This window comes from Citrobacter sp. CFNIH10 (assembly GCF_002934585.1).
Taxonomy (GTDB): Bacteria; Pseudomonadota; Gammaproteobacteria; order Enterobacterales; family Enterobacteriaceae; genus Citrobacter_A; species Citrobacter_A amalonaticus.
The window spans coordinates 1349733-1364102 of record NZ_CP026216.1; the positions used below are offsets into that span (position 1 = coordinate 1349733).

A 14370-nucleotide genomic window follows, 5' to 3' on the forward strand; every position below is an offset into this window, starting at 1 on the left:
CGCTTGGCTACCATGAAGGATGTTGCCCGCCTGGCGGGCGTTTCCACTTCAACCGTTTCGCATGTCATTAATAAGGATCGCTTTGTCAGTGAAGCGATAACTCAAAAAGTCGATGCGGCGATCAAGTCATTAAATTACGCCCCTTCTGCGCTGGCGCGCAGCCTGAAGCTGAATCAGACGCGCACCATCGGCATGCTGATTACAGCGAGTACCAACCCCTTTTATTCCGAACTGGTGCGTGGCGTTGAGCGCAGCTGTTTTGAACGCGGCTATAGCCTGGTGTTATGCAATACTGAAGGCGATGAGCAGCGCATGAACCGTAATCTGGAAACCCTGATGCAAAAGCGGGTGGATGGTTTATTGTTGCTCTGTACCGAAACACACCAGCCATCGCGTGAGATCATGCAGCGCTATCCTTCTATCCCTACTGTTATGATGGACTGGTCGCCTTTTGATGGCGATGGGGATAGCGATCTTATTCAGGATAACTCGTTGCTTGGCGGCGACCTGGCTACACAGCATTTGATTGATAAAGGCTTTACCCGTATCGCCTGTATTACCGGGCCATTGGATAAAACCCCGGCGCGATTACGTCTGGAAGGGTATCGCGCAGCGATGAAGCGTGCCGGGCTGGATATCCCGGACGGTTACGAAATTACCGGTGATTTTGAATTTGGCGGTGGGTTTGAGGCCATGCAGAAACTGCTTTCGCATCAACATCGGCCCCACGCTGTGTTTACCGGCAATGATGCCATGGCCGTCGGCGCCTATCAGGCGTTGTACCAGGCCGGATTGCGAATTCCGCAGGACATGGCGGTGATTGGCTACGATGACATCGAACTGGCGCGTTACATGACGCCGCCGCTTACCACGATTCATCAGCCGAAAGATGAACTGGGTGAGCTGGCCATCGATGTTCTGATTCATCGGATGGCGCAACCCGCCCTACAACAGCAGCGTTTGCAACTTACTCCTGTTTTGATGGCGCGGGGTTCCGTGTAGGTTTGTGTCGCTCTTTGATCAGGTTGCGGCCATCTTTGGCTCTCAGCAACATGAACATCAGGGCTGACACGATCGTAATCGCACCCATCGTTATAAAGGTGTAGTGGAACTGTTCGACCGTATTGGTTCCTTCCATCCCTTCATAGATGCGTAACACCGCCGCGCTTATCGCTACCCCTAAACTGATGGACAGTTGTTGCGTAACGGCCAGTACGCTGTTGCCACTGCTGGCGTTATCATCGGTCAGATCGGCCAGCGTAATGGTGTTCATTGCGGTGAATTGCGTCGACATCGCCATCCCGAGAATGAATAACGGCAGAATCAACATCCAGACGGGCATGGCGGGAGATTGCAGAGAAAACTGCGCAATCATCAATCCGATAAAGACCGTAATGCCCACCAGGGTGGTTCGATAACCCAGACGGCGCAGTACCTGCGTCACCATCGACTTCGCCAGTATTGAACCCAGCGCGGTGGGCGCCATCATGCAACCGGCAATCAGCGCCGGAAAGCCAAATCCTACCTGTAGCATCAATGGCATCAGGAACGGCACACATCCTGTTCCCAGACGGGTTGCCAGGTTACCGGAAATGCCGACGGAGAAAGTGCGCGTCTTAAATAGTGACAACGAAATAAGCGGGATGGGATGGCGTCGCGCATGACGAATATAAGCCAGCAGTAACACAATACTCAGCAGAATAATGGTCAGTGCTATCCAGGTGGCGACAATTTTCTCGCCAAATAACTCCATCCCGCTGGAAAAGAGCACCAGACTCAGGCCGAAAAGAAAGAAGCCAGTCATATCAAATTTGCGCCGAGGGGTGGTGAAGTTCGGCATATATTTGCGCGCATATAAAATACCGGCGATTCCTATCGGAATATTGATCAGGAAAATCCAGTGCCAACTGGCCCAGGTGACCAGAACGCCTCCCAGTACGGGACCCAGAATGGGGCCGAGCAGTCCAGGCATCGTCACAAAATTCAGCACCGGCAGCAGTTCACTGCGTGGGTAAGCTCTTAATAATGCCAGGCGAGCAACGGGCATCATCATTGCGCCACCAATCCCCTGAATCACGCGAAAGATAACCAACTCCGGTAACGTACTTGAAAGCGCACAGGCGAGTGAGCCGAGCGTGAACAAGCTCACAGCGATCATGAATACGCGTCGGGTACCAAAGCGATCGGCCAGCCATCCGCTCACCGGAATTAGCATGGCTACCGTCAGGGTATAACTGATAATTGCGGACTGCATTGCCAATGGGGAGCGATTGAGACTCTGGGCAATGGCGGGTAAAGCGGTATTTAGAATAGTGGCGTCCAGTGCCTGCATGAAGAAAGCCATTGCCGCTATCCACGGCAATCCGGCCATACTGCGTGCTTTTTTGTTGGTCATGCACAATCCTGGTTATTTTCTGGACGTTCATTTGGGGCGAACAGTAGCGCCTGACAGGCCTTAAACGCACCGTCACCGTCGCTTTGTGCAATGGCATCGACAATCGCCTGATGCAAATCCAGCTTCACAACGGTGTTGTAAGTAATTGAATTAAAATAGGTATGGTAGACAGAATGAAACAACGAGGCAAAAGAGGTTAAGAACGGGTTCGCGCTCATTTCATAAATGTGCTCATGCCAGGCCATGTCCACTTCAATCCAGCGTTCGCGCTTAAAGTTTTTTTTCAGCGCCACCATCTCTTCCATCAATGTATTCAGATGCGCTTTTTGTTCTGCGGTACCGATTGTTGCCGCCAGCGAGCACGCCTGAGGCTCCAGGCTGATACGCATCACCAGAAAGTGTTCAATAACCTGCTGAAAATTCTCTTCAGTCATCCACCAGGTGAGTAATTCCTGATCGAGGAAATTCCAGTTTGCCTGTGGCATCACTCGGGTGCCAATGCGAGGGCGCGGCAGCACCATCCCTTTGGCCGTTAATGTTTTAACTGCTTCCCGAACGGCGGTCCGACTCACACCAAACTGTTCGCCAAGCTCAATTTCGCCAGGAAGAATGGCGCCAGGGGCATATGCACCTTTGAGGATCTGCTGCGCCAGCTTCTCAGCCAGGACATAGGAAAGGTTTTTCTGTGCAGCCAACTGTTGTGCGCTTAAAGGCATGACTCTTTGTCCTTTATCTTTTTCTTACTCATTAGTATGCCACCAGGAAGTGTGATTGCGGCTGCAAAAACAGCAAAACGCTTATTTTATGGCACGTTAATACCGGTTTTGGTGAAAAAAAGAACACTCGGAAAATTATTTTAAATTTCCCCTTGTCAGCCCGAAATAACTCCCTATAATGCGCCTCCACTGACACGGAACAACGGCACGCAAGCCGCCGGGTCAGCGGGGTTCTCCGGTGAAAACCAGTGATGAACACCGACAGAGAAAAGCGAAATAAATGCTTGACTCTGAAGCGGGAAAGCGTATTATGCACACCCCGCGCCGCTGAGAAAAAGCGAAGCGGCACTGCTCTTTAACAATTTATCAGACAATCTGTGTGGGCACTCAGAGTGACATGGATTCTTAACGTCGCAAGACGAAAAATGAATACCAAGTCTCAAAGAGTGAACACGTAATTCATTACGACGTTTAATTCTAAGAGCATCAAACTTAAATTGAAGAGTTTGATCATGGCTCAGATTGAACGCTGGCGGCAGGCCTAACACATGCAAGTCGAACGGTAACAGGAAGCAGCTTGCTGCTTTGCTGACGAGTGGCGGACGGGTGAGTAATGTCTGGGAAACTGCCCGATGGAGGGGGATAACTACTGGAAACGGTAGCTAATACCGCATAATGTCGCAAGACCAAAGAGGGGGACCTTCGGGCCTCTTGCCATCGGATGTGCCCAGATGGGATTAGCTTGTTGGTGAGGTAACGGCTCACCAAGGCGACGATCCCTAGCTGGTCTGAGAGGATGACCAGCCACACTGGAACTGAGACACGGTCCAGACTCCTACGGGAGGCAGCAGTGGGGAATATTGCACAATGGGCGCAAGCCTGATGCAGCCATGCCGCGTGTATGAAGAAGGCCTTCGGGTTGTAAAGTACTTTCAGCGGGGAGGAAGGGGTTAAGGTTAATAACCTTAGCCATTGACGTTACCCGCAGAAGAAGCACCGGCTAACTCCGTGCCAGCAGCCGCGGTAATACGGAGGGTGCAAGCGTTAATCGGAATTACTGGGCGTAAAGCGCACGCAGGCGGTCTGTCAAGTCGGATGTGAAATCCCCGGGCTCAACCTGGGAACTGCATTCGAAACTGGCAGGCTTGAGTCTCGTAGAGGGGGGTAGAATTCCAGGTGTAGCGGTGAAATGCGTAGAGATCTGGAGGAATACCGGTGGCGAAGGCGGCCCCCTGGACGAAGACTGACGCTCAGGTGCGAAAGCGTGGGGAGCAAACAGGATTAGATACCCTGGTAGTCCACGCCGTAAACGATGTCTATTTGGAGGTTGTGCCCTTGAGGCGTGGCTTCCGGAGCTAACGCGTTAAATAGACCGCCTGGGGAGTACGGCCGCAAGGTTAAAACTCAAATGAATTGACGGGGGCCCGCACAAGCGGTGGAGCATGTGGTTTAATTCGATGCAACGCGAAGAACCTTACCTGGTCTTGACATCCACAGAACTTGGCAGAGATGCCTTGGTGCCTTCGGGAACTGTGAGACAGGTGCTGCATGGCTGTCGTCAGCTCGTGTTGTGAAATGTTGGGTTAAGTCCCGCAACGAGCGCAACCCTTATCCTTTGTTGCCAGCGGTTAGGCCGGGAACTCAAAGGAGACTGCCAGTGATAAACTGGAGGAAGGTGGGGATGACGTCAAGTCATCATGGCCCTTACGACCAGGGCTACACACGTGCTACAATGGCATATACAAAGAGAAGCGACCTCGCGAGAGCAAGCGGACCTCATAAAGTATGTCGTAGTCCGGATTGGAGTCTGCAACTCGACTCCATGAAGTCGGAATCGCTAGTAATCGTGGATCAGAATGCCACGGTGAATACGTTCCCGGGCCTTGTACACACCGCCCGTCACACCATGGGAGTGGGTTGCAAAAGAAGTAGGTAGCTTAACCTTCGGGAGGGCGCTTACCACTTTGTGATTCATGACTGGGGTGAAGTCGTAACAAGGTAACCGTAGGGGAACCTGCGGTTGGATCACCTCCTTACCTTAAAGAACCTGCCTTTGTAGTGCCCACACAGATTGTCTGATGAAAAGTAAAAAGCAAGGCGTTTACGCGTTGGGAGTGAGGCTGAACAGAATAAGGCCGCTCGCTTTCTATTGATGAAAGCTCACCCTACACGAAAATATCACGCAGCGCGTGATAAGCAATTTTCGTGTCCCCTTCGTCTAGAGGCCCAGGACACCGCCCTTTCACGGCGGTAACAGGGGTTCGAATCCCCTAGGGGACGCCACTTGCTGGTTTGTGTGAGTGAAAGTCGCCGGCCTTTGTATCTCAAAACTGACTCAGCGAGTCATGTTTGAGATATTTGCTCTTTAAAAATCTGGATCAAGCTGAAAATTGAAACGACACACTGTCAATGGTGTGTTCGAGTCTCTCAAATTTTCGCAACACGATGATGAATCGAAAGAAACATCTTCGGGTTGTGAGGTTAAGCGACTAAGCGTACACGGTGGATGCCCTGGCAGTCAGAGGCGATGAAGGACGTGCTAATCTGCGAAAAGCGTCGGTAAGGTGATATGAACCGTTATAGCCGGCGATGTCCGAATGGGGAAACCCAGTGCAATTCGTTGCACTATCGTTAACTGAATCCATAGGTTAACGAGGCGAACCGGGGGAACTGAAACATCTAAGTACCCCGAGGAAAAGAAATCAACCGAGATTCCCCCAGTAGCGGCGAGCGAACGGGGAGCAGCCCAGAGCCTGAATCAGCATGTGTGGTAGTGGAACGGTCTGGAAAGGCCGGCGATACAGGGTGACAGCCCCGTACACAAAATTGCATGTGTTGTGAGCTCGATGAGTAGGGCGGGACACGTGGTATCCTGTCTGAATATGGGGGGACCATCCTCCAAGGCTAAATACTCCTGACTGACCGATAGTGAACCAGTACCGTGAGGGAAAGGCGAAAAGAACCCCGGCGAGGGGAGTGAAAAAGAACCTGAAACCGTGTACGTACAAGCAGTGGGAGCCTCTTTAATGGGGTGACTGCGTACCTTTTGTATAATGGGTCAGCGACTTATATTCTGTAGCAAGGTTAACCGAATAGGGGAGCCGAAGGGAAACCGAGTCTTAACTGGGCGTTAAGTTGCAGGGTATAGACCCGAAACCCGGTGATCTAGCCATGGGCAGGTTGAAGGTTGGGTAACACTAACTGGAGGACCGAACCGACTAATGTTGAAAAATTAGCGGATGACTTGTGGCTGGGGGTGAAAGGCCAATCAAACCGGGAGATAGCTGGTTCTCCCCGAAAGCTATTTAGGTAGCGCCTCGTGAATTCATCTCCGGGGGTAGAGCACTGTTTCGGCTAGGGGGCCATCCCGGCTTACCAACCCGATGCAAACTGCGAATACCGGAGAATGTTATCACGGGAGACACACGGCGGGTGCTAACGTCCGTCGTGAAGAGGGAAACAACCCAGACCGCCAGCTAAGGTCCCAAAGTCATGGTTAAGTGGGAAACGATGTGGGAAGGCTCAGACAGCCAGGATGTTGGCTTAGAAGCAGCCATCATTTAAAGAAAGCGTAATAGCTCACTGGTCGAGTCGGCCTGCGCGGAAGATGTAACGGGGCTAAACCATGCACCGAAGCTGCGGCAGCGACACTAAGTGTTGTTGGGTAGGGGAGCGTTCTGTAAGCCTGCGAAGGTGTGCTGTGAGGCATGCTGGAGGTATCAGAAGTGCGAATGCTGACATAAGTAACGATAAAGCGGGTGAAAAGCCCGCTCGCCGGAAGACCAAGGGTTCCTGTCCAACGTTAATCGGGGCAGGGTGAGTCGACCCCTAAGGCGAGGCCGAAAGGCGTAGTCGATGGGAAACAGGTTAATATTCCTGTACCAGGTGTTACTGCGAAGGGGGGACGGAGAAGGCTATGTTGGCCGGGCGACGGTTGTCCCGGTTTAAGCGTGTAGGTGTGTGTTCCAGGTAAATCCGGTTCACTTTAACACTGAGGCGTGATGACGAGGCACTACGGTGCTGAAGTGACAAATGCCCTGCTTCCAGGAAAAGCCTCTAAGCATCAGGTAACATCAGATCGTACCCCAAACCGACACAGGTGGTCAGGTAGAGAATACCAAGGCGCTTGAGAGAACTCGGGTGAAGGAACTAGGCAAAATGGTGCCGTAACTTCGGGAGAAGGCACGCTGATATGTAGGTGAAGCGATTTACTCGTGGAGCTGAAATCAGTCGAAGATACCAGCTGGCTGCAACTGTTTATTAAAAACACAGCACTGTGCAAACACGAAAGTGGACGTATACGGTGTGACGCCTGCCCGGTGCCGGAAGGTTAATTGATGGGGTTATCCGTAAGGAGAAGCTCTTGATCGAAGCCCCGGTAAACGGCGGCCGTAACTATAACGGTCCTAAGGTAGCGAAATTCCTTGTCGGGTAAGTTCCGACCTGCACGAATGGCGTAATGATGGCCAGGCTGTCTCCACCCGAGACTCAGTGAAATTGAACTCGCTGTGAAGATGCAGTGTACCCGCGGCAAGACGGAAAGACCCCGTGAACCTTTACTATAGCTTGACACTGAACACTGGTCCTTGATGTGTAGGATAGGTGGGAGGCTTTGAAGCGCGGACGCCAGTTCGTGTGGAGCCATCCTTGAAATACCACCCTTTAATGGCTGGTGTTCTAACGTGGGCCCGTAATCCGGGTTGCGGACAGTGTCTGGTGGGTAGTTTGACTGGGGCGGTCTCCTCCTAAAGAGTAACGGAGGAGCACGAAGGTTAGCTAATCCTGGTCGGACATCAGGAGGTTAGTGCAAAGGCATAAGCTAGCTTGACTGCGAGCGTGACGGCGCGAGCAGGTGCGAAAGCAGGTCTTAGTGATCCGGTGGTTCTGAATGGAAGGGCCATCGCTCAACGGATAAAAGGTACTCCGGGGATAACAGGCTGATACCGCCCAAGAGTTCATATCGACGGCGGTGTTTGGCACCTCGATGTCGGCTCATCACATCCTGGGGCTGAAGTAGGTCCCAAGGGTATGGCTGTTCGCCATTTAAAGTGGTACGCGAGCTGGGTTTAGAACGTCGTGAGACAGTTCGGTCCCTATCTGCCGTGGGCGCTGGAGAATTGAGGGGGGCTGCTCCTAGTACGAGAGGACCGGAGTGGACGCATCACTGGTGTTCGGGTTGTCATGCCAATGGCACTGCCCGGTAGCTAAATGCGGAAGAGATAAGTGCTGAAAGCATCTAAGCACGAAACTTGCCCCGAGATGAGTTCTCCCTGACCCTTTAAGGGTCCTGAAGGAACGTTGAAGACGACGACGTTGATAGGCCGGGTGTGTAAGCGCAGCGATGCGTTGAGCTAACCGGTACTAATGAACCGTGAGGCTTAACCTTACAACGCCGAAGCTGTTTTGGCGGATTGAGAAAATTTTCAGCCTGATTACAGATTAGATTAACCGGCGAAAGGCGGGTTAATAAACAGAATTTGCCTGGCGGCTGTAGCGCGGTGGTCCCACCTGACCCCATGCCGAACTCAGAAGTGAAACGCCGTAGCGCCGATGGTAGTGTGGGGTCTCCCCATGCGAGAGTAGGGAACTGCCAGGCATCAAATTAAGCAGTAAACTGATGTAAAAATCAGTGGTTGTAGAAAAATTCGGTGGAGCGGTAGTTCAGTTGGTTAGAATACCTGCCTGTCACGCAGGGGGTCGCGGGTTCGAGTCCCGTCCGTTCCGCCACCCTAATTAGGGGCGTAGTTCAATTGGTAGAGCACCGGTCTCCAAAACCGGGTGTTGGGAGTTCGAGTCTCTCCGCCCCTGCCAGAAAATAATCCTTAGCATCTGCTAAGGATTTTTTTTGTCTGTAAAACGCGCCTCCAGATACCGATCTCTTCCTTTTCTGGCATCCTTGCCAATCTCATTTCTGCTTATTCTCCCAGTACATCTATCTTTAGAAGATCTTTGATCAGTACATGTTTATCACTATTTTGCAGCCAAATAGCGTATAACGGACGCGAAAGCGTTGCGCTGTCTGCAACAGTATGCAAACCTCCTTTCTCTTTTGCCCAACGTGTGGGTAACCATGTGCAGCCGTTCAGAGCATGAAGTTGCTGTCTGGCCAGTTCAGCAGAACTGGTGGTGAGTACCGGGACTTCATCGGCAGCAATCAATCCCACTTCGTTTTGTTGAAAGTCTGGCCCCCACTCCAGGCGCAGATAATTCAGAGCCTCTTTCATCGTTGAGGGGCTGGCGCAATATAACGCCAGGGTGAAATACCCCAGTAATTGACTGCTAAATTCATCCATTTTTGGGGCTTCTGTGGTGATAAGCAGATCAAGCTGACGTTCATGCAACTGTTTTACCAGGGACTGGCGCTGCGCAATACGGGCTTCGAATTGCAGGCCGTTCTGGGGCTCTTGTGACTGATACAAGCGTCCCAACCAGCCGTTGAGCATGCACTCCCACAGAGAGGCGCTGGCACCGATTGAAAATTCATTATGTCTGGATGTATGGGCGACCTCTTTACGTGCTGCCTGCCAAGTATTCATTAGCGTTTCCGCATAGGGCAGAAGCTTCTCGCCGGCCGCCGTTAAACGGATATTATTTCTGTGGCGGGTAAAAAGATTCACACCCAGTTGATTTTCCAACTGTCTGATGCGAAAGCTTACCGCCGACTGAGTCAGGTAGAGCGCTTCCGCAGCCCGGCCAAAGTGGCGCGTTCGGCTAACTTCCAGGAAAGTTTTTAACAATTCCGTATCCACAGTGCTCTCCGCAAAATTATTTGTCGTTATGATTTAAATGTTTTGTTTTACACTCTGTCAAGCGTAACTAATACTCCGCGCCATAAATAGATCGGCCAAAGAATTAGGAGCGTGCAGGATGGCGGAAAGCTTTACGACGACTAATCGATATTTCGACAACAAATATTATCCACGCGGATTCTCTCGTCATGGTGATTTCACCATCAAAGAGGCGCAACTGCTTGAACGTCACGGTTATGCCTTCAACGAGCTGGATCTCGGAAAACGCGAGCCGGTTACCGAAGAAGAGAAGCTCTTTGTTGCGGTATGTCGTGGTGAACGTGAGCCAGTGACCGAAGCGGAACGCGTCTGGTCCAAATATATGACGCGTATCAAGCGTCCAAAACGTTTCCATACCCTGTCCGGCGGTAAACCGCAGATGGAAGGTGCTGAGGACTACACAGAGTCTGATGACTAATAAAAAAAAGGGCGAAGGCCCTTTTTTTATGTCAGTTGTTTCTGCAGGTGAGCAAGCAGACGATCTATCGCCCGGTAACTGACCGCTTCCTGCAAGTGTCTTCGTGAAATGTGTTCGGCTTGCGCGAGATCGGCAATAGTCCTCGATACCTTTAATAACCGCTGCCAGGCGCGTATAGACAATCCAAGATGGAGGAGGGTCTCTTCAAGCCACTGCGCGTCTTCATCTGCTAATGGGCAGTGTTCACGTATCTCCCTGTTTTGCAGGTGTGCATTCAATTTGCCCTGGCGTTTATGCTGACGTTCCCGCGCACCAATGACCCGCTGTTTAACCGTAAAGCTGTTTTCTCCCTTTACACCGGGCTGGCTGAGTATGCCTGGCGGTGGGAGAGGGATCTCAAGAGAAAGATCAAAGCGGTCCAGAAAGGGGCCCGATAGCCGACTGAGATAGCGTAATGTCTGTTCAGGTGTATTGCGGTTATGGTTGCCCTGATAATGACCGGTGGGACTGGGATTCATTGCCGCTACCAATTGAAAGCGCGCAGGATAGGTGATCTTAGCGCGCGTACGCGAAAGGTGGATCTGACCAGACTCTATCGGTTCACGTAGAGCATCTAATGTGCGTCGTTCAAACTCAGGCAGCTCATCAAGAAACAGTATGCCGTTGTGTGCCAAAGAAATTTCGCCTGGTGCGGGGATAGTTCCGCCACCAACCATGGCGGTCAGGGATGCGCTGTGGTGTGGTGAGCGAAAAGGTCGTTGTTTCCATAACTTTTGCACGCTAGTCGAGTTAACCAGACTGAGGATAGCGGCGCTTTCCAGGGCTTCTTCGTTACTTAATGCCGGCAACAGGCCATTAAGACGGCTGGCAAGCATCGTTTTCCCCGTACCCGGTGGGCCAACTAATAGCAGATTGTGGCCACCTGCGGCGGTGATCTCAAGGCTGCGCTTCCCTTGCTCCTGACCAATAATATCGCTGAGATCATCAGATGACACACTGATAGTGTCGTTGTTAACAACAGGATGGCTAAGGTCATGTTTTCCTTCCAGGAAGGCACAGACAGCTTGTAGATGATCGGCAACCAGACATCCTTCACCCTCAATCAGCCCGACTTCGTTTTCGTTCTCTTTTGCCACGATAATGCCCCTTCCCACCCGTATCGCCTCGGTTGCGCTGGATATGGCGCCGGGAACGCCGCGTAACGCACCTGTAAGCGCTAATTCACCCACTAACTCATATTGGTCGAGTTTATGGGTTGTAAGCTGCTCAGAGGCAACCAGAAGCGCCACAGCAATAGGTAAATCATATCTCCCGCCCTCTTTGGGAAGATCGGCAGGGGCGAGATTGATGGTGATTTTCTTTGCGGGAAAGTCATATCCGCTATTAATGATCGCGCTGCGTACCCGGTCGCGCGCCTCTTTGACGGTCGTTTCTGGTAACCCCACCAGTGTTAAACCGGGTAAACCGTTGCTGATATGCACTTCGATAGTAATCGCCGGTGCATTGACACCCAGCGCAGCGCGTGTATGAACAATTGACAGTGACATAGTCCCTCCAGATGCCACTATTATGTCTAATTTCCTCTGTGCAAGATCACTGCTAAATAATGTTTATTCGCAGAAGATTCCGCACTTTTAATGCAATTAGTTTACGTCTTCTCTTTTTCTGGAAGGGCGCTCGCAATCCGTTTTCCTCTCCTGCGACGTTATGAAAAAGGGGTTTACTTCCGTCCAGATAGTGAATTTTTTTCAATTCCTGGTTTTTGTATATAAAACAAGGGCTTTTCGTTAATCCGTTAGCTGAGTCAGAAAAATGAAAAGAAAAAAATCTTGTGCTATTGGCGAAATCTATGGTAACTCTTTAGGCATTCCTTCGAACAAGATGCCAGAAAAGACAAAAATGACAGCCCTTCTACGAGTGATTAGCCTGGTCGTGATTAGCGTGGTGGTGATTATTATCCCACCGTGCGGGGCTGCACTTGGACGAGGAAAGGCTTAAAAATCAAGCCTTAACGAACTAAGACCCCCGCACCGAAAGGTCCGGGGGTTTTTTTTGACCTTAAAAACACAACAGAGGAGCAGAAAATGAATAACAGCATAAAATTCTGTTTCTTCAGATTTATGACGGGGAACTAACTATGAATGGAGCACAGTGGGTGGTACATGCGTTGCGTGCACAGGGGGTCGACACCGTATTCGGCTATCCCGGTGGCGCAATTATGCCGGTCTACGATGCGTTGTACGACGGTGGCGTGGAACACCTGCTGTGCCGACACGAACAGGGGGCCGCGATCGCAGCCATTGGCTATGCCCGTTCCACCGGTAAAACGGGGGTCTGCATCGCTACTTCTGGTCCGGGGGCAACCAACCTGATCACCGGACTTGCAGATGCGCTGTTAGATTCGGTCCCTGTTGTCGCGATCACCGGACAGGTTGCTGCGCCGTTCATCGGCACTGATGCGTTTCAGGAAGTGGATGTACTGGGGTTGTCGTTGGCCTGCACCAAGCACAGTTTCCTGGTGCAGTCTCTGGAAGAGCTGCCACGCATCATGGCGGAGGCGTTTGAGGTCGCTAACACGGGTCGTCCGGGTCCGGTTCTGGTTGATATCCCGAAAGATATCCAGTTAGCCACCGGGGCGCTGGAACCGTATTTCACGACCGTCGATAACGCGGCAGTTTTCCCTCAGGCTGACGTAGAGCAGGCGCGTAACATGCTGGCTCAGGCGCAAAAACCGATGCTGTATGTGGGAGGAGGCGTAGGGATGGCGCAGGCGGTTCCGGCGCTGCGTGAGTTTATTGCGGTAACGCAAATGCCGGTGACCTGCACGCTGAAAGGCCTGGGGGCTGTTGAGGCGGATTATCCCTACTATCTGGGGATGCTGGGTATGCATGGCACCAAAGCCGCGAATTTTGCCGTGCAGGAATGTGATTTGTTGATTGCCGTAGGTGCACGTTTTGATGACCGGGTGACCGGCAAACTGGATACTTTCGCGCCCCATGCCAGTGTTATCCACATGGATATCGATCCGGCTGAACTGAACAAACTGCGCCGGGCGCATGTCACCTTGCAGGGCGATTTGAATGCACTGCTGCCTGCGCTGCAACAACCGGTCGACATCGATGAATGGCGTCAGCGTAATGCGGAACTGCGTACTGACCACACCTGGCGCTACGATCATCCAGGGGAGGCCATCTACGCGCCGCTGCTGCTGAAACAGCTGTCGGAGCGTAAGCCTGCCAACTGTGTTGTAACGACGGATGTCGGTCAGCATCAGATGTGGTCTGCACAACATATGACCTACAGTCGCCCGGAGAATTTCATCACCTCCAGCGGCTTAGGCACAATGGGCTTTGGTTTACCGGCTGCCGTTGGGGCGCAGGTTGCGCGACCGGACGACACCGTTATCTGTATCTCCGGTGATGGCTCCTTCATGATGAATGTTCAGGAGCTGGGCACCGTAAAACGTAAGCAGTTACCGTTGAAGATAGTTTTACTGGATAACCAACGGTTAGGTATGGTTCGACAATGGCAGCAGCTGTTTTTCCAGGAACGATATAGCGAAACCACCTTAACCGATAACCCCGATTTCCTCACGTTAGCCAGCGCCTTCGGCATCCCTGGCCAACACATCACCCGAAAAGACCAGGTTGAAGCGGCGCTCGATACCCTGCTGAACAGCGACGGGCCATACCTGCTTCATGTCTCAATCGACGAACTTGAGAATGTCTGGCCACTGGTGCCGCCTGGCGCCAGCAACGCTGAAATGCTGGAGAAATTATCATGATGCAACATCAGGTCGCCGTAGAGGCTCGCTTTAACCCGGAAACGCTGGAACGTGTTTTACGTGTGGTACGCCACCGTGGTTTTCAGGTATGTGCCATGAATATGGAAGCCGCCCGTGACGCGCAGAATATAAATATCGAATTGACCGTTGCCAGTCCACGGTCGGTCGACTTACTGTTTAGTCAGTTAAGTAAGCTGGTGGATGTGGCACATGTTGCCATCTGCCAGAGCACAACAACATCACAACAAATCCGCGCGTAAGCGTGACAG

General features: G+C 51.9%; 10 protein-coding genes, 3 tRNA genes and 3 rRNA genes. 12 read left to right on the forward strand and 4 right to left on the reverse strand.

Annotated features, from left to right (window positions below; translation table 11 throughout):
- Positions 1-3: 3 nt before the first annotated feature.
- A complete protein-coding gene (gene rbsR / locus C2U53_RS09935) occupies positions 4-1002 on the forward strand; it encodes a ribose operon transcriptional repressor RbsR (protein WP_080721904.1) in 999 nt (332 codons plus the stop codon).
- On the opposite strand, the gene mdtD is transcribed toward rbsR, so the two are convergent.
- On the reverse strand, positions 968-2395 hold the full coding sequence (gene mdtD / locus C2U53_RS09940; protein WP_104445862.1) for a multidrug transporter subunit MdtD: 1428 nt from the start codon (positions 2393-2395) through the stop codon (positions 968-970). The two genes, rbsR and mdtD, sit on opposite strands and share 35 nt — an antisense overlap.
- Entirely contained in the window at positions 2392-3111 is a 720-nt protein-coding gene (locus C2U53_RS09945; protein ID WP_042998769.1) for a FadR/GntR family transcriptional regulator, read from the reverse strand. The genes mdtD and C2U53_RS09945 overlap by 4 nt, the downstream gene beginning before the upstream one ends.
- A 494-nt stretch (positions 3112-3605) precedes the next feature.
- Here C2U53_RS09945 and C2U53_RS09955 point away from each other — a divergent pair.
- The 6 genes from C2U53_RS09955 (at position 3606) to C2U53_RS09980 (ending at position 8922) form a co-directional block, all read left to right on the forward strand.
- Positions 3606-5147 (forward strand): 16S ribosomal RNA (locus C2U53_RS09955).
- A 171-nt stretch (positions 5148-5318) separates the two neighbouring features.
- Positions 5319-5394: transfer RNA gene (locus tag C2U53_RS09960), tRNA-Glu, on the forward strand.
- A 196-nt stretch (positions 5395-5590) separates the two neighbouring features.
- A 23S ribosomal RNA gene (locus C2U53_RS09965) occupies positions 5591-8497 on the forward strand.
- A 94-nt stretch (positions 8498-8591) separates the two neighbouring features.
- Positions 8592-8707, forward strand: a 5S ribosomal RNA gene (gene rrf / locus C2U53_RS09970).
- The 16S, 23S and 5S rRNA genes sit together here with 3 tRNA genes alongside, the layout of an rRNA operon.
- A gap of 54 nt (positions 8708-8761) precedes the next feature.
- A tRNA-Asp gene (locus C2U53_RS09975) sits at positions 8762-8838 on the forward strand.
- 8 nt (positions 8839-8846) lie between these two features.
- A tRNA-Trp gene (locus C2U53_RS09980) sits at positions 8847-8922 on the forward strand.
- 104 nt (positions 8923-9026) lie between these two features.
- Here C2U53_RS09980 and hdfR read toward each other — a convergent pair.
- Positions 9027-9860: an HTH-type transcriptional regulator HdfR gene (hdfR, locus tag C2U53_RS09985; RefSeq protein ID WP_042998770.1), complete on the reverse strand. Its 834-nt coding sequence runs from the start codon at positions 9858-9860 to the stop codon at positions 9027-9029.
- A 118-nt stretch (positions 9861-9978) separates the two neighbouring features.
- On the opposite strand from hdfR, the gene maoP reads away from it, so the two are divergent.
- On the forward strand, positions 9979-10317 hold the full coding sequence (gene maoP / locus C2U53_RS09990) for a macrodomain Ori organization protein MaoP (RefSeq protein ID WP_042326051.1): 339 nt from the start codon (positions 9979-9981) through the stop codon (positions 10315-10317).
- Positions 10318-10343: 26 nt separating this feature from the next.
- On the opposite strand, the gene C2U53_RS09995 is transcribed toward maoP, so the two are convergent.
- Positions 10344-11864 (reverse strand): YifB family Mg chelatase-like AAA ATPase, encoded by a 1521-nt coding sequence (locus tag C2U53_RS09995; protein ID WP_104445864.1) that lies wholly within the window; start codon positions 11862-11864, stop codon positions 10344-10346.
- A gap of 352 nt (positions 11865-12216) precedes the next feature.
- On the opposite strand from C2U53_RS09995, the gene ilvL reads away from it, so the two are divergent.
- From ilvL to ilvM, 4 genes are all read left to right on the forward strand, one after another.
- A complete protein-coding gene (ilvL, locus tag C2U53_RS10005; RefSeq protein WP_001311244.1) occupies positions 12217-12315 on the forward strand; it encodes an ilv operon leader peptide in 99 nt (32 codons plus the stop codon).
- A gap of 86 nt (positions 12316-12401) precedes the next feature.
- A complete protein-coding gene (gene ilvX / locus C2U53_RS30095) occupies positions 12402-12452 on the forward strand; it encodes a peptide IlvX (RefSeq protein WP_193762813.1) in 51 nt (16 codons plus the stop codon).
- Positions 12453-12454: 2 nt separating this feature from the next.
- Positions 12455-14101, forward strand: coding sequence for an acetolactate synthase 2 catalytic subunit (gene ilvG / locus C2U53_RS10010; protein ID WP_044258256.1), 1647 nt, complete (start codon positions 12455-12457; stop codon positions 14099-14101).
- Positions 14098-14361: an acetolactate synthase 2 small subunit gene (gene ilvM / locus C2U53_RS10015; protein WP_042326055.1), complete on the forward strand. Its 264-nt coding sequence runs from the start codon at positions 14098-14100 to the stop codon at positions 14359-14361. The genes ilvG and ilvM overlap by 4 nt, the downstream gene beginning before the upstream one ends.
- Positions 14362-14370 lie beyond the last annotated feature (9 nt).